This is a genomic window from Dactylosporangium fulvum, from assembly GCF_025137375.1.
Taxonomy (GTDB): Bacteria; Actinomycetota; Actinomycetes; order Mycobacteriales; family Micromonosporaceae; genus Dactylosporangium; species Dactylosporangium fulvum.
In genome coordinates this window covers 4,509,313-4,532,536 of record NZ_CP073720.1, presented here as the reverse complement: position 1 = coordinate 4,532,536, position 23,224 = coordinate 4,509,313, and the positions used below count along the sequence as shown (strand labels likewise).

Genomic DNA, 23,224 nt, shown 5'->3' with positions numbered 1-23,224 from the left:
GCGTGGCATGGTGGTGCGATGTCCGAGGTCACCGCTGATGGTCGCCCCGTCGGTCTGTATGCGGTGCTGCCCGCCAGCGGCGAGCCCGCCTTCGTGCACGCGAACGTCGCGCCGGGCGCCGCGGTCCTGGATCTCAGCGGGTGTGGCGGTCGGTTCGCCGATTCCCTGGTCGCGCTGGGCCATCCGGTGACGGTCGCCGACGACTCGGCCGCCATGCTGGCCCTGGTCCGCGACGCGCGGGCCGTCCAGACCGTCCGGGCCGGTCTCGCGGCACTGGAGCTCGGCGAACGTTTCCCGGTCGTGCTCGTGGCGAGCACCCGGGTCAACGCGGCGGATCCCGTGGTGCGGGCGGAGCTGCTCGACGCGTGCCGCCGACACGTCACCCCGGACGGTCAGGTCGTCATGCAGTGGCTGCCGCCGTCGTGGTTCGACAGGGCCGTGTCGTTCACGGGCCGGACCGGGCCGGTCGAGGTCGGCTTCGAGGTGGAGTCCTTCGACGGCACCGTGCTGCACGGCCGCACGACCTACCGCCTCGACGGTGCCCGGTGGGAGCAGCGCGCCCCCGTGCGCCGCCTCAGCCGCGCCGAGCTGCACGCCGCCCTCGCCGGTGCCGGACTGCGCTTCGAGCGGCATCTGCGGGGCGGCGCCGGATGGTCGAGCGTCACGCCCGCCTCCGCGTTGAGATCCTCGCCGACGGCGAACCGCCAGCGCTGGCCGTTGACGTTGATCGAGATGCCGAGACGCAGGGCGTTGTTGAGATCCTCGCCGACGGCGAACCGCCAGCGCTGGCCGTTTCCGGCAACCACCAACACACCACGTCCTGGAGGTTGAGATCCTCGCCGACGGCGAACCGCCAGCGCTGGCGCAAGGTCGCGTTCGGCCCCCACATCACCACGGCCAGGGTTGAGATCCTCGCCGACGGCGAACCGCCAGCGCTGGGACGACGCTGCTCAACGCGATCGACGCCATGTTCTCGCTGTTGAGATCCTCGCCGACGGCGAACCGCCAGCGCTGGACATGCTCGCCGGGCCGGTAGTCCCACACCAGCGCCAGTTGAGATCCTCGCCGACGGCGAACCGCCAGCGCTGGCCGCAGCGGTGTGGTGCTCGCGCTGATCAGGTCGATGTTGAGATCCTCGCCGACGGCGAACCGCCAGCGCTGGGCTTGGGCGGTCCAGGGCTGGGGAGTGCGTCTGCTGTTGAGATCCTCGCCGACGGCGAACCGCCAGCGCTGGGCTTCTTGAGCTGCGGCAATGGCGACGAACACGTCGCCGCGCTCTGGCCACATAATGAAACCGTCCGATTCGCACTCTTTTGTTCCTGGGAACCTCATGCTTGAAGCCGTCGCGCTTGAGGTTCCTAGATCATTTTCTCAAAGTATGTGGTCGCCGTGGTGGGGTGCGAGTTGTGCGACGCCGAGCCGTTCGACGGTTTGCAGGGTGCCCGTGGTGAGGCGGTACAGCCGGATGTTGTCGAGTGTGTGGTCGATGACGTCGGTGAGCTGTTGGCGTAGTGACGGCAGTTGGGCGGTGGTGCAGGTGACTTCGAAGACGGACTTCTGGACCCTGATGCCGTAGCCTTCGCAGATCTTGGCGACGCGGCGCAGCCGGCGTTGACCTTCGGGGGTGGTGGTGTCGACGTCGTAGGTGAGGAGGTATTCCATCAGGCGGGGTTCCATGGGCTGTAGTGCGGTGTGTCGCCGCGGAGGTGCCGGGCGAGGAGCCGGGCCTGGATGAGGGGCAGGACGGCGGCGGGGAGGTCGCGGCCGAGTTGGCGGTGTGGCCATGGGCGTGACCGTGCCTCGCTCCACAGGGTGAGGTAGGTGCGCCGGCCGTCGTCGTTGAGTTCGCAGGCTCCGCCTGGGTGGTGCGCGAAGTGTTGCGGGAGGAGTTGGCGGCGGTTGAACGCGGTGAACACCATCCGGTCGACCAGCAGTTGGCGCATCTCTTCCATCAGGTCCAGCGCGAGTGCTGGCTTGCCTGGTCGGATGCCGTGCAGGTAGCCGATGTAGGGGTCCAGCCCGACGTGTTCGAGTGCGCCGTGCACGGCGATGCGCAGCATGCCGTAGCCGAAGGAGAGCGCTGCATTCACGGGGTCGGTGGGTGGCCGGCTGATCCGGTGCGTTGGTGCGGTCACCTGTGCGTGTTCGGCGAGGAGGTGTCGCCATGTGCTGACGTATCGTTTGGCAGCTTGGCCTTCGATGCCCAGCACGACGTTGATGTTGTCGGTGGTTGGCAGGCCTGTGAGGTCTTGTGTGATGGCGTGTGCCACGGTGCGTAACGTCTGCTGGCGGGTGCCTTTGGCGTCGGCTGCGGCTCGGAGCAGGACTTGGCGGGTGTTGTGGAGTTTGCCGGCGACGAAGGTTCGTGCGATGTCGAGCCGGCGCCGGTTGTCGCGCAGTGCGTCGTGCTGTGCGACGCGCAGCAGTGGGTTGCCGCTTTGTGGTCCGATCACGCGTGCTCGGAACCTGCCGTTGCCGGACAGCCAGGTCACCGAGCGTTGGTCGGCGGCGCAGCGGTGCAGGAAGTCGTCGGTCACGGTGACGCCGCCGAATGCCACGACGTGGTCGATGCGCACGAGCGGCAGTCGTTTGGCGCCGTTGTCGGGGTGGTAGACCCGCACGGCGTCGGTGTCGAGGTGGATGCTGCTGCCAGGGGTCATGACGTAGAGCGTGTTCTTGATCAGTTCAGGCATACCAGTCGCCGAGGGGTCGAGGGGCGTAGCGGTCGGCCGGGTCGGTCAGTGCGTGGGGTAGGCAGTCGTCGAGCAGGGAGCAGCGACGGCATCGTCGGTCGGCGGCAGGTTCGGGTAGTTGCGGTGCGGTCAGGACGGTTCGCAGTGCCGTGACGGTGTGGGTTACGGCGGCGAGCAGTTCGTCGGTGAGGTCGACTCGGTGCCGGCGGCGGTCGGCGTGGGTGAAGATTTCGCCGTGGGGGACGTCGAGGTCGAGCATTTCGCGCAGGCAGAGGGCCTGTGCGGCGACCTGGATGTCGGCGGGTCCGCCTGGCTGGTATCGGCCGATCTTGTGTTCGACGGGTATGGCGGTGCCGTGGCCGATCTCGACGACGTCGCAGCGGCCGTACAGCCCGAGCGTGGCGCTCCACACGGGTACGGCGTAGTGCTGCCGGTATCCGGGTGCCGCGGTTGCCCGCACGCCGGGCCGGTCGACGCGTTCGTGGGCGAGGTGGCCGCGAACGGTGTTGGCGTCGTCGGTGAAGATGCCTTCGACGTGGATGAGGGCGGCCTGGCGGGGACAGTACGCGTGGTGTTCCAGCGCCGAGAGTGGGATGCGGCCGGCGTTGTCATCCCCGTCAGGCCACCAGGTCATGGTCGTGTCACCTCAGCTGGGCAGAGCTTCGAAGGTGACGCCGGCGGGCAGTTCGCTGACATCTTCGGTGATTTTGTAGTCGGTGAATGCGCGTGGGGTGTCGACGCCGGTCACCGGTTCTACCTGTACCCGCTCGAGCAGGGTTTGGGCGGCGGCGTTGCCGAACGCGTCGGCGTGGCTGAACACGTAGAGTCCGCGCAGAGTCATGATGCCGCGGGTCGCGGTGCGGTCGTGGTCGAACATGACCTGCAGGGTCCGGTAGAGCGCGGTGAGATCTTCGCTGGTGACTGCGGTCTTGGTGGCAAGTGCTGCGGAGTAGTGGAACTGGACACGGTAGAGGCCGTAGGGCACGGTCCATTTGCTGCCCATCTCTGTGCGCTGCCCTTGGTCGATGTCGTCCTGTTTGGTCTGGGTGACCCGGGTGATGGCGTGTGACACCGGCAGGACGGGGTCGATCGAGCGGGCCATACCGAACTGCAGCGGGCCGCGGATCTGGCCCAGGGCTTTGGTGTCGCCGGTGGACAGCACCGCACCGAACAGGCGGACGTCGACGTAGCGGTTGCTCATCCACTGCCGGGCAGCCTCTGCCTGCTCCGTGGTGATCTTGCGGGCTTTCAGTTCGATGCCGGTGGCGGTGTAGGACTCGGCGGTGCGGGTGTTGAGCGCGTGGCCGGCCTCGACGAACACCTGGTAGCGGTCGGCGGGGTAGCCGAGGTGTTCGGCGGTGAGCCCGATCGTGTCACGGATCTTGCGTTTGATGGCGACGTCGGTGACCAGTCCGTGGCCGGTGGCCTCGTCGACCCGGGGCCGGTTGCCGCCATCCGGGTCGCCGTTGGGGTTGCCGTCGATGACGTCGAAGAACATGACCGCGTCGTGGCGGACCCGGGGGTCGATGGTCTCGGGCTTCACTGCTCGTCGTTCCCTTCGTTGGTGTCTTCGGCGTGCTCATCGGCATGTTCGTCGGTGTCGGTGTCGGGTAGTTGGTCGATCGGCACTTCGGGGGCCTTGCCGGCCTTGGCCATGCGGATGTCGTGAGCCTGCTGGTGGAAGTAGCCGAGGATGAACCACGACTGGCTCTGTGCGTCGGCCAGTGGCGTGACCGGCGCGTCGAGCCGGTCTTGCAGTTCACGGATCCGGGCCCGGTACCGCGTGGCGGCCCGGCGGGCTCGCTCCGCCTCCTGCCGGCCGGCCGGGTCGGTGCCGGGGGTGTTGGCGGCGCTGTCCAGTTTCTTGATCCAGGCGGGGTAGAGCTGACTGCCCTGGACCAGCGCGACGCGGGGGTTGGCCACCGCACCGGCGAAGTAGCGGTGGAAGAAGGTGGTGTTGGGCTGCGCGTCTTTGGGGTAGGCGCTGTACTGCAGCGACTCGAGCACCGCGAAGAGCCGCCCGTACAGGTAGGCGGGGTTGTCCTGTTTCTCGTCGAGCACGGCTGTGGGCCCTTCTGCTGTGCGTTGCGGGTGGCGGTGGAGCGCGACCCGCAGCAGCGCGACGCGCGGGCCGTCGAGGTGCAGGTCAGTGCGGATGCGGCGGACCATGTGCGCCAGCACGTGCGGCGGCACCGTGTCGCCGTGCAGCCCGCTCTGCAGCAGCAGCTGAGCCAGGTCATCCGGGCGGTCGGCGGCCTTGTCTGCGAGCGGGATGTACCGGCCGCCGCGTTCGGACCGGTCGGGTTGCCACTGTCCGGCACACACAACCAGCAGCCAGATCGGGTAGCCGACCGGCCGGTCCCGCCCCCGCGGCAAGATCCGGTGGTCGTCGAACCAGGTTTGGACGTTGTCCTCGGCATCGGCCAACGGCATCTCAAGCCAGCGGTGCACGACGAGTCGCGCCACGTTGCCCGACAACGTCACCGAGCAGAACGTGTGCCGGTCGGCTCGGCGGCGCTGGCGTCCGGTGACCAGTGCGTGGAGGTACTCACCGATCCGTTCGGGGGTCTCGTCGAGCATCGCGATGGTGGCGCTGCTGGCCCCGTCGCTGACCCACCAGGCCAGGCGGGTGCGCTGGCGCGGGTAGACGAAGTTGTTGAGCGGCTCGGACAAGACGGTGTGCAGGTTGGCGACTGCCGCCTGGCCGCAGTCCACGCAGATCGGCGATCCGGTCAGGCCCTCGTTGAAGTCGTACGTGTGGATGCGCTTGTTCGCCGACAGCACGGCGATCTCCTGCTCGGCGCCCGGGATCAACGCCTTCGGCAACGCCTGCGGCATCCGGTCCAGCAACGGCCGGTCCGGCTCGCCGCAGACCAGGCACAGCCCCCGGCGCCCGCCACCCTCGGCCCCACCGCCACTCTTGCGCTCCTGGACCACCGCCGCCCACACGGCCCACAACGAGTCGCAGCCGGTAACGCGTCGGCCGTTGACAACGACGACCATCAAATCCCGAGACGTCCATTTGAAGCCGTTCGGTGGCGGCGGCATCTGCGCGCGGTCGTAGAACGCGCACAGTGCCTGCGCGGCTGGGTCGTCGGGATGCTCACGTGCCCACCTGCGGGACAGTTCAGCGAACGCCTGGTGCGCGTCGGCGACCCGTTGCGGTTTCGCCTTGTCGTCGACCCAGCCGACAACGTACTGCGCGTCATCGGCGCCGAGGGTCGGGGCGATGCCCGAGGTGCGTCCTGCGTTCGGCACGAGGATCGGCTGGCCGAACTTCGTCGACCGCTGGGAGGCGTCCGCGAGCGGCACCAGCCCAGTGACGTGGCCGTCCCCGTCGAGGTTCAGCTCCCATCCGACGACACGGGTCCGGCTGTACGGACGGCGCTGCTCACCGTCGTCGTCATCGTCGGCCGGGCGGCGGTAGCCGACCAATCGGCGCAGCAGCATCAGACCACCCCGGACGACTGCGGCACGCTGCCCGGGATGCCCTGCACCGGAATGTTCAACACCCCACGTTCAAGGCGTGCAGTGAACCAGTCGAACCGGGCCGGCGGGCCGTAATGGACGCGGTGAAGCATGATGCCCAGCTCGTCGGTGATATCGATCGGGGCACGCTCGTCCGGCGGGAAGAACGCAGCCGGGAACTCTTTGGCCCCCATGAACGGCTGCTGGAAACACGCACCCCGGTTGACCCGCCGCCGGAACTGCTCCCGGTAGGCCGCCTCCGTCTTGTCAGCATGCTCGAACAGTTCCACCTGCGCGTGGATGCGGTACTCCACATCCCGCAGACACAGCGCGCTGCGCTGATCACGGTTGGCCACCGTGTCGATCCGCCGGCCTTTGCCGACCGCGTCTACGAGGCTGGGCAGATCGTGGGTTTCGTTACGGCGCAGGGTGAACTGCCTGATCGGCCGAAGCACCTCGATCTTCACGGGCACCCACCGGAACTCCGGCTTCCAGAAGATGGCATCCAGCACACCGGTCGCGGCCGTCGGGGTCATCACCGGATAGCTGACCCGTTCAACCCGCAGCTCCGGCCTGGTGAACAGGGCACCTTCGGCCCTGACCTGCACCACCACCGGTGGGTGCCTTCGCTCACGCACGGAACTGATCACAGCAGGTAGTCCTCATCTCTGGGTTCGAGCACAATGCCGTATCCGTCGTCGTAGTCGCCGCGCCACAGCAGCAGGTCTCCGATCACCGGATCGAGGTTAGCGGCGATGTCCGCGCGCTGGGTGGTGCGGCGTCGCAGGGTGGTGATGTACGGCTGCAACTGCCGCAACGTGCTCATGTCCGGCTGCGGCCCACGCAGTCTGTTCAGACACTGCTGGACGGTTCGGCGAGCGGCGGCGTCGCCGTACGGCACGAGCACGGGCACGGTGTCGTCGGTGATCATCCGGAAGGCGCGCTCGCGGTCCCGTTGCGTCCCGCCGGGGGATTTCAGGGGCCCGTCAGCAACCGCGATGAAGTCCCACTTCCGGCGGTTGCTGGCGATGACCTTGGCTGGGCTGCCGCGATCCTCGATGCCGAGAGTCCGATAGAGCTCCGGAAAGTAGGCGGCCAGCGCAGCCTGGTCTTCCGGCTCAGCCTTGTCCGGGCCGAAATGCACCAACGCCTTATGGATCTGCGTGGGGTACGACGGCGGCAGCCCACCGTCGGCCGGGCCGAAGATCACGACCAGGCCCCCTCGGTCCCCCAGGTTGCCTTCCCGGTTGCATCGTCCGGCAACCTGGGCCATCGACTCGGGCGGCCCGACGGCGCGGAACGCCACCGGGAAGTCCAGGTCAACACCCGCTTCCACCAGCGAGGTGCTCACCAGCAGCACCGGTTCCCCGTGCCGGAGCAGACGCCGGACGGTGGCGAGCACGCGCTGCCGATGTGCCGGGCACATGCCGGTGGACAGGTGCAGCACGCCCGCCCCGTCTGGACTGTCCTGCCGGGCCTGCTCGAATGCCGTCCGCGCATCACGGACAGTGTTGACCACCATAAGCGCCTGGGGATACACGGCCGCCTCCGTCACCATCTCCCCCAGCGCCGGCTTCGAATCCAGCCGCCACTCGAACCGCACCCGCTGGCACTCGGCGAAGAACGCCGCAGGCTCCGGCAGCATCTCGTACGCACGCAGGTCCTTCAGCGGGCCCAGAGCATGCACCGCAGGCTGGGTCGCCGACGACAACACCACCGTCACCCCGAACCGCTCCGACAGGATGCGCAGCGCGTCAGCGATCTGCGGCAGCAGCCGGTGCGGCAACGCCTGCACCTCGTCCAGCACGAGCACGGAGTTGGCGATGCGGTGCAGCTTGCGCATCCGGGACTGGGTGCGGCCGAACAGCGACTCGAACAGCTGCACGGTGGTGGTCACGACGAACGGCGCGTCCCAGTTCTCCGCCGCCAGGCGCTGCCACGAATGGTGCTGATCACCTGTGCCGGGCTCGGTCATCTCGACGTGGCTGTGGTGTTCCAGGACGACCGGTACACCGTCCGGATCGTCGGGATCGAGCAGCGCCCGATACACCGCCGCGTTCTGCTCCGTGATCGTGATGAACGGCACCACGACGATCACCCGGCGCTTACCATGCAGCGCCGCATGTTTGAGCGCGAAGCCCGCGGCTGCGATCGTCTTCGCGGTACCGGTGGGTGCGGTCAAGCGGAAGATGCCCGGCGCACGCTCGGCGGCGGCCATGGCGACGGCAAAGACACGTTCCCGGCGAGCATCCATCGACCCCGGCGGGCGCTTGCTCAGATAGTCCGCTCGACGGGTCAGGAACCGCTCAAGCACGGCCGGAGCATCCAGATCCGGCCCCACTCGCGGGGCCGTGTTCTCCCTGTGCGCCTGGGTGTCGAGCACGTCGGCGTCCACGAGACAGGAAAACAGAAACCGCAGCAGGAACTCCTGGACCATCTTGTCGCCGTCCGCACCGAACTCACCAGGCAGCGGCGGCACCCGGGAGAACATCTCGGGCATTGCGACCCGCAGCCGCCGCTCCGCGTCGGCCCAAGGCCCACGACGCAACCACTGCTCGTACGCGTCGTCCTCACCGAACAGATCGTCGACCTTGCCCCGGTTGGTCAAACCACCGTGATGCCCTGCCACCGCGAACTCGACCGGCTTCAACCCATGACGACGAGCAAGCTGCACCCCGAAAGACTTGTGGTCCAGCCCCACCCGGCCGTTCGTCGGCTCCACCAACAGCAGCTTGTCCTGCCAATCCTGCCAGCACTTGCCGCCGTCGTGGACCAACCCAGCCCACCACGCCAACTCGCCCATCCCGAACGGCAAGGCGAATCGACGCGCCAACTCCGCCGTCCCGCGGAGATGGTCCTCAAGGCGATGCCGGATCCCAAACCGGTTCTTGCTGTGTGCCCACACGACGAAACCCCTCCGATGCGCCAACACCCGGCACACAACCACAGGGGTACGACAAGAACCGGCACCTGCTCACGGCAAGACCTGACATCCAGCCATCAAGCCAGTGCACGTATGGATAATCGATGCCGCTGCACATCTGAACGGATCGCACGGGAGAGCCGATCGAGCGTTCCAATCCGGATGCTCAACGAGCGGGCCAACGCCAACGGGGGACGCGTAGGGCAAGAAGAGCACGTGTTGAGATCCTCGCCGACGGCGAACCGCCAGCGCTGGTGACCGCGATCATGGCCATGAGCGCCCAGCCGACCGCGCTGTTGAGATCCTCGCCGACGGCGAACCGCCAGCGCTGGCCGGTCGCGGCAGCGCTGGACGGTCGCGCCGCACCTGTTGAGATCCTCGCCGACGGCGAACCGCCAGCGCTGGTGTTCGACGTCCTCGTCGGCGGCGACACCGACATCAAAGTTGAGATCCTCGCCGACGGCGAACCGCCAGCGCTGGCGTGTTCGATCACCGGCCGACCCTCCCGCAGACCGACGTTGAGATCCTCGCCGACGGCGAACCGCCAGCGCTGGATGACGACCGCGACGGCCGCCTTGCCGAAACGCTGCAGGTTGAGATCCTCGCCGACGGCGAACCGCCAGCGCTGGTGACCACCTACGTGTATTCCGATCTGTCGCTGAGGGTTGAGATCCTCGCCGACGGCGAACCGCCAGCGCTGGACCCGAACTGGGAGCCCGCCACCGTGCCGGACATCGTGTTGAGATCCTCGCCGACGGCGAACCGCCAGCGCTGGTCGTGATCGACGAGCAGGTCAGCGCGCTCCATCAACCGTTGAGATCCTCGCCGACGGCGAACCGCCAGCGCTGGGCGGGCAGGACCGCTACAGCCCTGCGGCTCCGCAACGGTTGAGATCCTCGCCGACGGCGAACCGCCAGCGCTGGGTAGCACCGCCACTGAGCGTGAGCGGCGCGGTCGAAGTGTTGAGATCCTCGCCGACGGCGAACCGCCAGCGCTGGGCTTCTTGAGCTGCGGCAATGGCGACGAACACGTCGCCGCGCTCTGGCCACATGATGAAACCGCCCGATTCACACTCTTTTGTTCCTGGGAACCTCATGCTTGAAGCCGTCGCGCTTGAGGTTCCTAGGTCATTCCCGTTCGAGCAGGCAATGCTGATTCGCCATTTTCGCAAAGACCTTGTGTGCAGCGCCAGAATCCAGCTGACCAAACAGCGGGTGATGGCGCACGGAGACTCAAATAGGAACGGGGGCAGATGTGTAGCGGATCTGGGCTCAGCCTGGCTCTTCCCGGTCCGACGGAAGGCCGGCCGCGATTGCGGCGACCGCAGCCAGGAAAAGTCGGCCAAAGCGGGAGTGCGGTCCGTCGCGGGTGACGACGAACAGGCGGTGGCGCAGCTCGGCTTCGGCGATCGGGCACACGGCGAGGGCGGGGTCGTGCGCGGGCAGGGCCAGAGGCGGCATGAGGGCGACGACGTCGGTAGTCCGGACGAGCCAGAGCTGGACGTCGGCGTCGTTGGAGCGGTGGCGCAGGTAGAGCTCGAAGCCGCCGAGCGCGCGGCAGGTGCCGACGACCGTCGCGTGGTGGCCGGTGCCCTCAGTGGAGGCGGCCCCAGACGTCGGTGCGCAGGTCGGCGAGGCAGACCGGCCCGCCGGCGGCGGTTCGATGCAGCGTCACCACCACCACGTCCGCCAGCTTGCAGACCTCGGCGCACCCGGGCCGCTGCAACCCCAGTAAGCCAAGGCGATGGCGAACCGGAGACGCAAAACCCTCGTGGTCTGTTCTTCCTGCCACGCCCACATCCACCGGACAGCCTGACCGACCACACGCAGAAGTCACTGGAGAGCCGGGTGATCGGGAAACCATCACGTCCGGTTCGGCGGGAGGCCGTGCGGAAAAGGACCAGCCCAGCTGGCACCTCGCCGCGCGGCCGGCCCATCCGCCTGGATGAACGGCTACGGCAAGCTGCGTCGCTGCACCGACCGCGACAGCACGATCGTGGACTTCTTCCTGTATCTCACCGCCGCCTTCGTCACCGTCCGCGCACTCATCCGCGAGGCCCGGATCCGGTACCGCTGGTCGACCAGGCCCACCACCTACCGCCTCAAGTGATCCAATTGACGGTCTCTCCAAGGCTTCGATCGAGGGATCTGTGCATGGCTCCGCGCGGCTGGGGTAATAGACCGGGTTGAAGCCGACCCCGACAGGAAGGGCCGCCATGGACAAGGCCGGATGGATCATCTCCGTCATCGCCATCCTGATCGTCGCGGCGATCGCGCTCAACATCAGCCGCCGCAGCGGAAAACAGTAAGCGCATCGGAGCAGTCTCATGCACCACCTCGTGTCGCCCACCGCAGCGGCAAGCCTGACGGCAGTCGCCGCGTTCAGCGCCGCCGCAGCGGCGGCCGAGCCATCGCCCGCATCCGGGAGGGAACTCGTGCGACACACCGCTACCGTCGACGACCGGGTGGACTTCCAGCCGACCGAGATCTCCGAATCGGTACAGACCTACGGGCTGGAGGACCATTCGGACACGTTCGGCGACGCCGTTGCCGATCTCAACGGGAAGATCCCCAACGTGCACCTCACCGACGTCATCCAGGACGTGAACCACAGTGCCAAGGCGCCGTGCGGGGTGCCACCGACGGCCGACTCGGTCCGGTTCTGCTGGAACGACGAGGACAACGCCGGCACCACCTGGATCCCGCAGGGACTCACCGGCTCTTGGGACGCCGACGCCGACGGCCGGTGGAACGGCCACCAGGTCATCGCCGCCACCTGGTACGACGATCGCGGCGTCGACGGCACCAACCGGGGCAGCCGGATCACCTTCGTCAACTACGACGAGCCGGGCAAGCCGGAGTACCGGCACGTGCTGCTCGTCGTCCCGGACCGCGACGGCAGCTTCCACGCGGCGAAGTCCCACGTCGGCGGCGTCGCGTGGGTCGGCTACCGGCTGTACGTCGCCGACACCGACGCGATCCGGGTCTTCGACCTGCACAACATCTGGCGCACCCGGGCCGACAGCTCACACAAGAAGATCGGCATGGACGACGGGAAGGCGTACGCGGCGGACTACCGGTACGCAATCCCGCAGATCGGCTACTACACGCCCGATCGTCCGCTTCGCATCTCGTCGATCAGCCTGGACCGCACCAGTTCGCCGAACTCGCTCATCACCGCGGAGTACAAGCAGGACCGCGACGGGGTCCACTCCCCCAGGCCGGCCAACACGCGGATCGTGCGGTGGAACCTCGGCAAGGACGGCAAACTGGCTGCGACGTCCAGCGCCGCATACGTGACGTCCCGGGCCAACGTCAACGGCGCGATCACGTACGGCGACAAGCCCGAGTTCGTGCTGACCAGCAGCGAGTTCAACCGCCGGCCCGCGTGGATCCACCGCGCCACGGTCGGCACGTCGAGCCGGTACACGAGCGTCCGCCTGGGCGGCCCCGAGGACCTGACCTACCAACCGCAGGGCAGCCGGATGTGGACGCTCACCGAGTACGACGGCCGCCGCAGCGTCTTCGGCATCCCGCTGTCCTCGATCGGCAACCGGTGACGGACCGGGCGGTCAAGGACCTGCCGTCTCCGACCGGTGTCGTACAGGCGGCCGTCGCGGACGTGGTGGACGGCGTCGCAGCGCTCCGCGACGGCTGGGTCGTGGATGGTGATGATGACCGTGGTGCCCAGGTCGTCGCGGAGGCTGAGGAGCAGATCGACGATCGACGTGCCCGTGGCCGAGTCGAGATTGCCGGTCGGCTCGTCCGCCAAGAGCAGGCGCGGGCGGTTGACCAGGGCCCGGGCGATGGCCACGCGCTGCTGCTGGCCGCCGGACAGGCGGGACGGCAGGGCTTCGGGCAGGCTGTACCGGGGTTCACGCTATCGCGGTGCGGATGCCGAGGGCGACGAGCACCGCCCCGGCGATCCGCTGGAGGATGGTGCCCGAGGTGGCGTGGCGCAGCGACTGGCGGGCGCGGCTGATGAGCGCGGCCCAGCCGAGCAGCCACACGGTGATCAGGGCGGCCTGTGCGGTCGCAAGGACGAGGATCTGGGGGAAGACGGCGGCGGCGGGGTCGAGGAACTGTGGTACCAGTGTCAGAAAGATCGCCGCGGCTTTCGGGTTGAGCACGTTGCCGAGTAACGCCTGCAGGTAGGCCGGGCGCCGCGCCTGTCGTGGTTCATCGGCGGCGGTGGCAGTGGGCTTGGTCCGCCATGTCACGATGCCGAGCCCGATCAGGTAGGCAGCGCCGAGAAGTCGTACCGCGGTGAACACCTCACTGGAGCGCATCACCAGCGCGGACAGCCCGATGGCGGCGAGGGTTGCGTGGACGTACAGGCCGGTGACGGTGCCGAGGATGACAGGCAACGCGTGTCGCGCGCCGTCGCGGGCGACACGCTGGGTGAGCAGTGTCAGACTCGCGCCGGGCATGGCGATCAGGGGCAGGATCGCCACCAGGAAGGCGGCAACGGCATCCGCGCGCATCAGAGCACGACGCGGTAGTGGGTGACGAGGTTCCCAGCGTCGTCGAGGACGTGGAACGCCAGTCCGGGCGGTGCGCCGAGATCCGCCAGGTGTCCGCTCTCCCACGGCAGCCGCAGGGTCCAGGTCACGGCCGGCGCCACCAGCAATGGCCGGCCGGCGAAGATTGCCGCCGCCGCCGTGTGCGCATGGCCGGTGAGGATGGCGATCACGTTGGGGTGGGTGCCGAGCAGGGCTGCGAGCGCGGACGGCTGTTGCAGCAGCATCGAGTCGGGCAGCGGGTGGTGTAGCTGCACCGGCGGGTGGTGGAACGCGACCACCGCCGGGGCGCCGTCGAGTTCGTCGAGGGTACTGGCGAGCCATCCGAGGGTCTCATCGTCCAGGAGTCCCTCGTCGCGGCCGGGCATGGTCGAGTCGCACATCAGGACCGCCAGGCCACCCACGCGGTGTAGCCGGTTGATCGGGCCGTCGGCAACCGGCTCACCGGTCAGCGCCTTGCGGTACGCGGCGCGGATGTCGTGGTTGCCGGGGCAGGTCAGGACCGGGAACGGTACGGACAGGAGCCGGGCAGCGGCCTCGTACTCGGCTTCGTCGCCGTTGTCGGCGATGTCGCCCGTGACGAGCAGCGCGTCGGCGGGCTGCGGCAGTCCGCGCAGGTAGTCCATGACTTTGCCGGCCCGGTCGAGGCTGCGTTCGGAGCCGTCGAGGTGCAGGTCACTGATGTGCGCGAGCAGGAGCACGAACTACCCCCTGGATTGACTAATGGGATCAAGGAGATCTGATAATAGGCACACTAGCCTTGCGGCGAAATGCAATCAAGATGGCAAACCATTAGGATGGCCGGTGTGGAGTACTGGGATCTCTCGCGCTGCCTGGTCAGCACGATCCGCCACGACGGCAACGGCGGCGTGGCGGACGACCTCGACACCGTCGCCGGCCTGGCCGGCTGGCTGGCCGAGACGCCAGACCTCGGCGCCGAACCGCCGGCCGCGACCGAGGAGCTCCGCCTGCGGGTGACGGCGCTGCGTGCGGCGATTCGATCGCTGTTCGCCCGGGCGGTCCACCCGCTGGAGCCGAGCCGGGCCGACGCCCGGAACCTCATCGACGTCGAAACGGCGCTCGCCCGGCTGAACGCCGCCACCGCCGGCCTCGGACCACCGACGCTGCAGTGGCCGCCCGACAGCGCGCCGCGCCTGATCTACCCGATCACCGCGACGAACGCGGAAGGCCGCCTGCTCGCGGTTCTGGCCGAGGCCGCCACCGGGTTCCTCGCCAGCCCTGACGTCACCCGGCTACGCGCCTGCCCGGCCCCACGCTGTGTGCGCTACTTTCTCCAGGACGATCCACGCCAGGCGTGGTGCAAACCTTCGTGTGGCAACCGTGCCCGCGTCGCCCGCCACTACCAGCGCCATCGCAGCGACTAAGAGATCGGTTCAGAACGAGCTGCCGGAGGCAGATCACTGAGCAGGCGAGGCTGATCAGGGCTTGGTGGGTGTCGGCGCGGCGTTCGGTGCGCAGGCGGAGCTTCTGGAACGCGTGCAGCCAGGCGATCGTGCGTTCGACGTACCAGCGGTGCTTGCCCAGACCGGAACCGTGCCCGGCGCCGCGACGGGCGATGTGCGGGGTAATGCCGCGGGCTCGGACCAGGCGACGGTACTTGTCGTGGTCGTAGCCGCGGTCGGCGTAGATGCGGCGCGGGCGTTGTCTGGGCCGTCCTCGCACGCCGCGGATCTGCGGGATCGCGTCAAGCAGCGGCAGTAGCTGGGTGACGTCGTTGCGGTTGCCGCCGGTGCGTGTGACGGTGAGCGGGATGCCGGCGGCGTCGGTGATCAGGTGATGTTTTGCTGCCCAGCTTGCCCGGTCGACCGGGCTCGGACCGGTGTGCTGCCCCTTTGAGCGCACGCAGGTGCGAGGAGTCCACGATCGCCGCCGACAGGTCCAGCCGGCCCGCGGCACGCAGTTCGGTCAGGATCAGCTCGTGCAGCTGCTGCCAGACGCCGGCCTCATGCCACTCCTTCAACCGCCGCCAGCACGTGGCGCCGGAGGCACCGAACGCGGCCGTCGGCAACGCGTTCCACGACACTCCGGTCCGGGCCGCGAACAGGATCCCTTCCAGCGCAGCTCGATCCGAGGTCCGCGCCCGGCCTGGATAGCGGTATCGCCGCCGGCGCACCGGAATCAACGCCTCCAACCGCGACCACAGCTCATCCGTGAGCACCGCGTCAGACACCACATGCGTGTCGATCACCTTGACCGGCAACCCGATCCGCCACGCCGAGTCATTCTGAACTGATCTCTAAGCCCGTGGACATGCCGCAGTAAACCACCACATCAGTCCGGCAGGCACGGCAAATTCCGGTCCGGCCGCCGAGCGAACGATCAGCCGTGATAGCAGCGATCGAACCGCGCACGCTAATGTGGTTTTGTTCGCGAGATCGGGCACCGGATGTCGCTGAGTTTGGGCACCACCGAGATCTCGCCGGTCTCGATGTTCGCGAGTTTGGGCCCCACCGTCAGTTGCAAGGATCGGCCGACCAGCGCGCAAGCACTTCGCTCACGCATCGTGACGAGTGCCGGGAACACAGCGAGCGTTGTCTGCGGCAGATGCGTGCACGGCGTGCCGTACTCACAGCGCCGATCAACAAGCCGTGTTGGTGAGCTATGCCTGGTTCTTGTGGCTCGGTTCAGGTCCAGGCCGCTGCGCAAGCACACGCTCTACCCTGTCAAGCTCGTTCCAGGCGTGCGACTCGTATCCATCTTCGTCGCTCATCTGGCGCAGCCGCACCAGGGCGTGCGCGTCCCAGCGCAGGGCCAGCCCGACCGCCGCGGCGATTTGCGACGCCCTGTCGTCGCCGTCCAACTGGGCGGCGAGCAGCTCGCGCAGCGCGGGCGTGTCGATCGTGGAGTGGATGAGCGTGGCCGTGGCCGTCGCCCGGACCGTCGGGTCCGGGTCCCGGGCCAGGCGCAGCATCGTCTCCAGGATTGGCCCCCTCCGGTCGTCCGCGCCGGCGTAGTCGAACAGATGCAGGGCCGCACGGCGGCGCACCTCGGGGCGACGGTCCGCGGTGAACGGCAGGAGTTCGTGCAGGGTCGGGTGGAGCTCGCTGAAGCCCGCGTATGCGCCGAGCACACTGCACAGCGTCTCGGTATCGGTCTCGGCCGCCATCCGCGCCCAGAGCGCCGCCCGGGCGTCGGCGGCGTACGACGTGTCGGCGGCCTCCCCGTCGACCGTTGACATGTGCAGCAGTTCGGCGGTGAAGCGGCGCACCGCCACGTCCTCATCGGCGAGCCGGGCGGCCGCCCACAGGAAGGTTCCCTCCGCCGGGAACCGCGCCCTGACGGCGTGCTGCGACTCCGACCAGGTGCACGACTCCGGGTCCGCCGACCACAGGGCCCGCGTCAGCAGCTCGTCGCGTGAGACCGACAGGTCCAGGTACTGCTCCAGGACGGTGACGACGGCCCGGTGCTCGGCGAGGACCTCCACCCACCGGCCGTCGGCGGCGCTCAGGCGGATCCGCCGCGCCCGAGGTTCGTACTCGTCGATCGTGATGTGGTCCCGTGCCACCGTGAACGCGTCGCCGTCGGCCAAACCCGCCCGGCGGCGCAGCTCGGCTTCCGGGTCGACATCGAGCCAGGCCTGCGCCGCGTCAAGCGCACGCCGCAGCGTGGCCTCTGGTGCCGGGTAGTCTTGCAGCAGGGGTTTCAACAGGACGCTGACCCCGTGGTCAGCCGCCCACACCGGCGGGTCGATCTCGCCCCACGGCCCGGACGGCAGGGCTCCGCCGTACCCGTAGAACAGCTGCGCGAACCCGGGGCCGCCCGACCGGGCCACCTCGCCGGCCAGCGCCCGGCCTCCGTCCTGCCACAGCTCCTCATGCGGCAGGCTATACAGGTATCGACGGACGGCCGCCACGTCACCGTCCCGGATGGCATCGATCACCGCCTGCTCCACCCGACCATTTTGCCCTACCGCCAAGCGGACGCACGCTTCTCGGCAGATGTGCGGATAGCCCCATAGTTCGTCACGACGGCCGATGTCTACGGAGAGTGACATCGCGCCCTGGTCTCACCTCGGCAGAGACCTCAGACATCGTCAACAAACTGGCGCTCAATCTCACGAACATCGGCGCCATACGGGCTGACGAGGTGGAGCCGGAAGTGACGAACATGTGGTGCCCATTCTCGCGAACGAAGCCACTAATGCCGCGATCCGTGGCGTTGCGCGGACTGCGCCAGGCCCGCCATCACCACGCGGCGTAGTCGGCTACGACAAACTTGAACCTAGCGCCGCTGGGTCCGGTGAGAGCAGAGGGCGTCGCTGGCGACTCGACCGTGTTGGGCTCACCGACCGCCATTCCATCCACATGGGTGGGTCCAGTCACGGACGAAGCCAATCTGCTCAGCACCGACCCGCACGCTGCGTCCGAACTGCTCACCAAGGCCATCAGTCTGGACCGCTACAACGAAGAGCTGTACCGCAAGGCCATGCAGGCCCGTCACGCCCTACACGACGCGGACGGCATCACGACCCTGCTGCGGGCACTCACCAAGGCCCTCAAAGACCTCGACGCCGAACCAGCCGACTCCACCGTCGACCTCGCCGCCCAGCTCCGCACCAGCCTCAGCGACCACGACGGCCGCAACTGAACGCTCATCCACGCCGTGCCCGCCTGCCCGATTCAGGCGACCCCGAGGCGGGGGCAGGGACGGTGCGGAGTCGATCGTGGTCTCGGGCGGCTACGTCGATGATGAAGACTTCGGCAACGAGATTGTCTACACCGGCCAGGGTGGGAACGACCCAAGCACCAAGCGGCGGATCGCCGACCAGACGTTGACGCTCGGCAACGCTGGGCTCGCCCGAAGCCAGCTGGACGGCAACCCGGTCCGCGTGGTGCGCGGTGCCAGCGGCGACCCGGCTCACTCGCCGTCGATCGGCTTCCGGCCTCTCGACGAGCTCGGCGGAGGACCTGCCGACCGAGTCAAGACGGTCATCCAGCGGTTGGTGCGCAGCACGGTGGTCGCCAACGGCGTCAAGCAGAAGCACAACTATCGGTGCCAGGTGTGCGGGGTCCAACTCATGACCGCGGCTGGGCCCTACGCGGAGGCGGCGCACATCCGCGCGTTGGGCAAGCCGCACAACGGTCCAGACGTTATGAGCAACGTCCTGTGCCTATGTCCGAACCATCACGTCCTCTTCGACGCCGGAGCGATCCACGTCGACGCTACCGGGGTTGTACGTGACACCCTCACCGGCGCAGAGATCAGCAAACTGCTCACCGTGCCTGGCCACACGATCGACCCAAGCCAACTGGCGTACCACCGCGAGTCACACGGGTAGTTCGACGGTTGCCTGAACAGCGGCAGGCCACGAGCTGAATCAGGCGAGCCAGCCCAGTACAGCCTCGAACCGCTGCCGCGACCGCTCAAACCTCATCCCGCCATCCGGATCTGCGTACACTGCCATCGGGCTCCTTCTTCACGTTCTTGGCTTCGATACCCAGAAACGTACCGAGAAGGAGCCCCTTTCTGCTGCCGCGGCCCGGTCGCGCGCGGCTGCTCCCTGTTCCGCGACCCGCCACGAACCGGCAACCCGGGATTGGTCTCCGGCGAGGAACGTCGTGCCTGCACAGACGTCATCGAACGAGAGGCATCACGATGGTGGACATCGATCGCAGACGATTCCTGAAGCTGACCGGCGCGGCCTCCGCAGCGGGCCTGGCCTACAGCCTGCTCGGTAGTGTCCAGCGGGCCGCGGCCATCGCCCCGCAGGGCAGCACCGGAACGATCATGGACGTCGAGCACGTGGTGATCCTGATGCAGGAGAACCGTTCCTTCGACCACTATCTCGCCTCGCTGCGCGGAGTCCGCGGTTTCGGCGACCCGCACCCGGTGCAGCTTCCCTCCGGCAAGTCCGTCTGGCACCAGGCGGACAGCAAGGGCGAGGTGCTCCCCTTCCACCCGCAGGTCGACGACCTGGGCGCCGCATTCCTGCAAGGCCTCGACCACGCCTGGCCGGGCGGCCAGAAGGCAGTCAACAACGGCCACTACGACCAGTGGATCCCCGCCAAGACACCCACCACCATGGCCTACCTGTTGCGCCAGGACGCCGCGTTTCACTATGCGCTCGCCGACGCGTTTACCATCTGCGATGCGTACTACTGCTCGTTCATCGGCAACACCGATCCCAACCGCTACTACCTGTGGACCGGCTGGACCGGCAACGACGGCAAGGGCGGCGGACCGGTGCTCTACAACGACGAACTCGGCTACGACTGGCCCACCTACCCCGAACGCCTGGAAGCGGCCGGGATCTCGTGGAAGATCTATCAGGACATCGGCAGCGGCCTGAACGCCGCCGGCTCCTGGGGCTGGGACAACGACGCCTACATCGGCAACTACGGCGACACCTCGTTGTTGTACTTCAACTCCTACCGCAACGCCCAGCCCGGCGACCCGCTGTACGAGAAGGCCCGCACCGGCACCGAGAACAGAAAGGGCCAGGACTACTTCGAGATCCTCGCCGCCGATGTGAAAGCCGACCGGCTGCCCCAGGTCTCCTGGATCTCCGCCCCCGAGGCGTTCACCGAGCACTCCAACTGGCCCACCAACTACGGTGCCTGGTACATCTCCAAGGTCCTGGACACCCTGACCAGCAACCCCGACGTGTGGGCCAAGACCGCGCTGTTCATCACCTACGACGAGAACGACGGCTTCTTCGACCACCTGGTACCACCGCACCCGAACACCCCGATCGTCCCCGGCGCCTCCACAGTTTCCACCGAGCACGAGTTCTACCCCGGCAGCAGCCGCGCCAAGCCCGGCCCCTACGGCATGGGCCCACGGGTACCGATGTTCGTGGTCTCACCCTGGTCCACCGGCGGCCACGTCTGCTCCGAAACATTCGACCACACCTCGGTGATCCGTTTCTTGGAACAGCGGTTCGGCATCGCCGAACCGCAGATCACCCCCTGGCGGCGCACCGTCGCCGGCGACCTGACCTCGGCCTTCGACTTCTCCCGCAGCGTCACCGGACTCGCGGCCCTGCCAGACACCTCGGCGATGAAGCCGCAAGACCGGTTGCGGCACAAGACCTATTTCCCACCCCGTCCGGCCAGCTCGAAGATGCCGACCCAGGAGCCCGGTACCCGCCCGGCCCGGCCGCTCGGATACAACCTGAACGTCGTCGAGAAGCGCAGCAACCCGCTGGATCTCACGATCGTGAACAACGGAACCCTGGGTGCACATTTCCAAGCCCGGCTGATCACCCCGGCCGGACAACCGCACAGCTACACCGTGGGCGCCGGCCACCGGCTCACCGCCCAGCTGCCGGTCTCCGGCACGTACGAGGTGCACCTGCACGGCCCCAACGGATTCTTCCGCAAACTGGCCGGCGACACCCGCACCGACAGGGTCGCCGTCACCCTGCGACCACTGGGCGACTCGGGCAAGCTCCGAGTGGAAATCAACGCCACACGCGACGCCGCCGAAGTCACCGTCACCGACGCCTACGCCGGGCCGGTTCGACTCCACGGCAACGGCAAGTACGCCGACCTGGACACCCGCGACGCCGGTGGTTGGTACGACATCACCGTCACCGCCGGCAGCTTCGTCCGCGTCTTCGCCGGACACCTGGAAAACGGCTTCGCCAGCATCAGCGACCCCTCCCTCGGCTGACCCAGGCGTTTCCCCACGGCCCGCGACCGCTCCACAAGAGCCGTCGCGGGCCGAACCTGTTGGCAGCAGGCCCTGGCCACGGCGGGACTCCATCGAACGATGAACGCTGGCGCAAGCCCAGTTGCCTCCACCGAACGTGAATCATGCGAACGTTGCCCCAGTCGAGGATCCCACGACAGGGCCCTGCGCCGTCTCGACCGCATGCTCATCCCAAGCCACTGCCGAGCGAGGTCGATGAGAAATACAGCCGACCTGCGCGGACTGACCTCGCCACGAGCGTGGGCAGCGGCCGCAGATCTGGCGGTCGTAGCCGCCTACGGAGCGTCACGATAGTCGATGAGCCGCCGCACGCGATCGGCGGCATGTGCGGATGCCATGATCGAGCGCCTCGCGGAGGCTCGCTTGTCCACGCGCAGGCGGTGAGCCGCTGCGGCACGGTCCCCGTTCCCGGCCACAGCACCGCTGCATCCTTGACGGAAGGCGCGAGGTTAGGGTGCCTCCCATGGACGCTGCCAGGTCCCCACGGGATGGGCTGCCGCGAATGGTCGTGCGGCTGCTCGCGGAGCACGGACACCTGGACCTGCTGCGCCGCGAGGCTGACGACGGCGACTACGAATGCGCCGAAACGCTGGCACGGCTGCTGCGGGCCCGCGGCGAGCCGCCGGCGACAGTCCTGACGTTGCTGCGGCCCTTCGTCGGTACGGACTGGGCAGCGCGGGTCGTGGACGACTACGCCGGGTACCTCGCGGAGTCCGGCGACGTCGACGCGGCGATGGTGATGCTGCGCCCGTACGCCGACGAGGGCCATCCCGAGGCCGTGGAACGCCTCGGGACGCTGCTGATCCAACAGGGCCGTGCCGACGACGTGCTCGCCATGCTGCGGCAGGGCCTCGATGACTACATGTACCCGATCGACGTGCCGGTCGAACTGACCCGCGGCCTGGGCCGCGACGACGAGGTGATCGAGCTGCTGCGGTCGCGGATCGACGCCGGGCGGCTCGGCCTGGAGAGCCTGCTGGCCTCCGTGCTGGAACGCGACGGCCGGCTGGAGGAGGCGATTGCCGCGCTGTCCGACGGCCTTCGCGAAGGGCCGTACAACGTCGCGGACGCCCAACACCTGGCCGATCTGCTCGCCCGTCACGACCCCGCGGCGCTCGCGCAGTTCGCCGCCGGTGATGACCGCAGCGGACGCAGGTACGGCGCGCATCGACTCGCTCGCTGGTACGAGGAACAGGGCCGCATCGACAGCGCGGTGGCGGTGCTGGCGCCCCGCGTGGCACGGGTATGCCGCATTCATGAGCAGCACGGCCTGCCCCACTACGCCGCGGCGGCGGAACTGGGGCGGGTTGTCCGCCAGGACGAGCCGTGCCTTCTTGCCGACCTGCTGGCCCGGCACGGTCGGGTCGACGAGGCGGTCACCGTGCTGCGGACGGCGGCCGTCGCGGAGCCGGCCCTGCTGCGCCCGCTGTGCGTGCTGCTGATCGAGCACGACCGCCTGGACGAGGCACAGGCCGCTGTGGCCGAGGTCGTCGCCGAGGTTTGGCCGGACCCGGTCAGACTGCGCCTGGAATGGATCGAGGCGTTGGTCGAATGCGGCCGCTATGAGCAGGCGATCGCCGAACTGCGAGCGGATCCCGAGGCGGGCAGCGGGTACGCCCGCGAACGCCTGGCCGCCCTGCTGACCGACCACGGTCCACCGGACGAGGCCATCGCCATGCTCAGCCCGACCGCCGAAGGATGGTCCCGCATGCTGTTCGCGAAGGCGTTGATCCGCGCGGGCCGAGCCGAGGAGGCGATTGCGGCGACCCGCGCCAGACCGGCGACAGAGCAGGTCTGAGCGCGACTGGGTCCGTGCGGCCTGCGGCGAGCGACGGCAGTTCCGGCCGCTGACGTGTTGGTCGACGGCACAGCGCGGAACGTGATCAAGCAACTCGCCATCTTTGCGTGCGCGGCGGGTCGGTGCGTGGGGCGATCAGGTCGGTTTCG

The 23,224-nt window shown here is 68.3% G+C and carries 19 protein-coding genes, 3 pseudogenes and 2 CRISPR repeat arrays; of the genes and pseudogenes, 8 read left to right on the top strand and 14 right to left on the bottom strand.

The genetic code is table 11. The features are described 5' to 3' along the window. Positions 1–677: 677 nt before the first annotated feature. Positions 678–1,234: a CRISPR direct-repeat array (repeat unit 37 nt; unit sequence GTTGAGATCCTCGCCGACGGCGAACCGCCAGCGCTGG). 137 nt (positions 1,235–1,371) lie between these two features. The 9 genes from cas2 to Dfulv_RS21325 all read right to left on the bottom strand — a co-directional run bounded on the left by cas2 (position 1,372) and on the right by Dfulv_RS21325 (position 10,809). Beyond that, positions 1,372–1,677 carry a CRISPR-associated endonuclease Cas2 gene (gene cas2, locus Dfulv_RS21365; protein WP_259866024.1) on the bottom strand — a complete coding sequence of 102 codons (306 nt, stop codon included), beginning with the start codon at positions 1,675–1,677 and terminating at the stop codon, positions 1,372–1,374. After that, a complete protein-coding gene (cas1c, locus tag Dfulv_RS21360) occupies positions 1,662–2,693 on the bottom strand; it encodes a type I-C CRISPR-associated endonuclease Cas1c (RefSeq protein WP_259866022.1) in 1,032 nt (343 codons plus the stop codon). The genes cas2 and cas1c overlap by 16 nt, the downstream gene beginning before the upstream one ends. Then, complete coding sequence (cas4, locus tag Dfulv_RS21355; RefSeq protein ID WP_259866020.1) at positions 2,686–3,327, bottom strand: CRISPR-associated protein Cas4; 642 nt, start codon at positions 3,325–3,327, stop codon at positions 2,686–2,688. Before cas4 ends, cas1c begins: the two co-directional genes overlap by 8 nt. Positions 3,328–3,339: 12 nt before the next feature. Then, on the bottom strand, positions 3,340–4,236 hold the full coding sequence (cas7c, locus tag Dfulv_RS21350; RefSeq protein WP_259866019.1) for a type I-C CRISPR-associated protein Cas7/Csd2: 897 nt from the start codon (positions 4,234–4,236) through the stop codon (positions 3,340–3,342). Next, entirely contained in the window at positions 4,233–6,143 is a 1,911-nt protein-coding gene (locus Dfulv_RS21345; RefSeq protein ID WP_259866016.1) for a type I-C CRISPR-associated protein Cas8c/Csd1, read from the bottom strand. Before Dfulv_RS21345 ends, cas7c begins: the two co-directional genes overlap by 4 nt. After that, complete coding sequence (gene cas5c / locus Dfulv_RS21340) at positions 6,143–6,775, bottom strand: type I-C CRISPR-associated protein Cas5c (protein ID WP_259866014.1); 633 nt, start codon at positions 6,773–6,775, stop codon at positions 6,143–6,145. The genes Dfulv_RS21345 and cas5c overlap by 1 nt, the downstream gene beginning before the upstream one ends. Positions 6,776–6,807: 32 nt before the next feature. Beyond that, the gene (cas3, locus tag Dfulv_RS21335; RefSeq protein ID WP_259866012.1) at positions 6,808–9,066 is read right to left on the bottom strand and encodes a CRISPR-associated helicase Cas3'; all 2,259 of its coding nucleotides are present in this window, start codon (positions 9,064–9,066) and stop codon (positions 6,808–6,810) included. Between the two features lie 236 nt (positions 9,067–9,302). Next, positions 9,303–10,082: direct repeats of the CRISPR family, unit length 37 nt; unit sequence GTTGAGATCCTCGCCGACGGCGAACCGCCAGCGCTGG. A 273-nt stretch (positions 10,083–10,355) separates the two neighbouring features. Continuing rightward, a complete protein-coding gene (locus tag Dfulv_RS21330) occupies positions 10,356–10,544 on the bottom strand; it encodes a hypothetical protein (RefSeq protein ID WP_259866010.1) in 189 nt (62 codons plus the stop codon). A 133-nt stretch (positions 10,545–10,677) separates the two neighbouring features. Next, on the bottom strand, positions 10,678–10,809 hold the full coding sequence (locus Dfulv_RS21325) for a hypothetical protein (RefSeq protein WP_259866008.1): 132 nt from the start codon (positions 10,807–10,809) through the stop codon (positions 10,678–10,680). An 18-nt stretch (positions 10,810–10,827) separates the two neighbouring features. Here Dfulv_RS21325 and Dfulv_RS48870 point away from each other — a divergent pair, with 18 nt between their 5' ends. The 3 genes and pseudogenes from Dfulv_RS48870 to Dfulv_RS21315 all read left to right on the top strand — a co-directional run bounded on the left by Dfulv_RS48870 (position 10,828) and on the right by Dfulv_RS21315 (position 12,643). Then, entirely contained in the window at positions 10,828–10,899 is a 72-nt protein-coding gene (locus tag Dfulv_RS48870) for an HNH endonuclease (protein ID WP_406568025.1), read from the top strand. A gap of 123 nt (positions 10,900–11,022) precedes the next feature. Then, positions 11,023–11,193, top strand: a pseudogene (locus Dfulv_RS21320) (IS5/IS1182 family transposase); the annotation flags it as partial. A gap of 325 nt (positions 11,194–11,518) precedes the next feature. Then, on the top strand, positions 11,519–12,643 hold the full coding sequence (locus Dfulv_RS21315) for a hypothetical protein (protein ID WP_259866006.1): 1,125 nt from the start codon (positions 11,519–11,521) through the stop codon (positions 12,641–12,643). 44 nt (positions 12,644–12,687) lie between these two features. Here Dfulv_RS21315 and Dfulv_RS48865 read toward each other — a convergent pair. The 3 genes and pseudogenes from Dfulv_RS48865 to Dfulv_RS21300 form a co-directional block, all read right to left on the bottom strand. Further along, positions 12,688–12,936, bottom strand: a pseudogene (locus Dfulv_RS48865) (ATP-binding cassette domain-containing protein); the annotation flags it as partial. A gap of 22 nt (positions 12,937–12,958) precedes the next feature. Continuing rightward, positions 12,959–13,567 (bottom strand): LysE family translocator, encoded by a 609-nt coding sequence (locus tag Dfulv_RS21305; RefSeq protein WP_259866004.1) that lies wholly within the window; start codon positions 13,565–13,567, stop codon positions 12,959–12,961. Continuing rightward, positions 13,567–14,304, bottom strand: a complete 738-nt coding sequence (locus tag Dfulv_RS21300) for a metallophosphoesterase (protein ID WP_259866002.1) — start codon at positions 14,302–14,304, stop codon at positions 13,567–13,569. Before Dfulv_RS21300 ends, Dfulv_RS21305 begins: the two co-directional genes overlap by 1 nt. A 105-nt stretch (positions 14,305–14,409) precedes the next feature. Between Dfulv_RS21300 and Dfulv_RS21295 the strand changes: the two genes are divergently transcribed. After that, the gene (locus Dfulv_RS21295) at positions 14,410–14,988 is read left to right on the top strand and encodes a CGNR zinc finger domain-containing protein (protein WP_259865999.1); all 579 of its coding nucleotides are present in this window, start codon (positions 14,410–14,412) and stop codon (positions 14,986–14,988) included. A gap of 28 nt (positions 14,989–15,016) precedes the next feature. Here Dfulv_RS21295 and Dfulv_RS21290 read toward each other — a convergent pair. Then, positions 15,017–15,794, bottom strand: a pseudogene (locus Dfulv_RS21290) (IS5 family transposase); the annotation flags it as partial. 429 nt (positions 15,795–16,223) lie between these two features. Beyond that, positions 16,224–17,504: a hypothetical protein gene (locus Dfulv_RS21285; protein WP_259865997.1), complete on the bottom strand. Its 1,281-nt coding sequence runs from the start codon at positions 17,502–17,504 to the stop codon at positions 16,224–16,226. Between the two features lie 428 nt (positions 17,505–17,932). On the opposite strand from Dfulv_RS21285, the gene Dfulv_RS21280 reads away from it, so the two are divergent. The 4 genes from Dfulv_RS21280 (at position 17,933) to Dfulv_RS21265 (ending at position 23,075) form a co-directional block, all read left to right on the top strand. Beyond that, the gene (locus Dfulv_RS21280) at positions 17,933–18,211 is read left to right on the top strand and encodes a hypothetical protein (protein ID WP_259865995.1); all 279 of its coding nucleotides are present in this window, start codon (positions 17,933–17,935) and stop codon (positions 18,209–18,211) included. A gap of 73 nt (positions 18,212–18,284) precedes the next feature. Further along, a complete protein-coding gene (locus Dfulv_RS21275; RefSeq protein WP_406568024.1) occupies positions 18,285–18,902 on the top strand; it encodes a YDG/SRA domain-containing protein in 618 nt (205 codons plus the stop codon). 317 nt (positions 18,903–19,219) lie between these two features. Beyond that, entirely contained in the window at positions 19,220–21,238 is a 2,019-nt protein-coding gene (locus Dfulv_RS21270) for a phosphocholine-specific phospholipase C (RefSeq protein WP_259865991.1), read from the top strand. Positions 21,239–21,740: 502 nt separating this feature from the next. Further along, positions 21,741–23,075, top strand: coding sequence for a tetratricopeptide repeat protein (locus Dfulv_RS21265; RefSeq protein ID WP_259865989.1), 1,335 nt, complete (start codon positions 21,741–21,743; stop codon positions 23,073–23,075). Positions 23,076–23,224 lie beyond the last annotated feature (149 nt).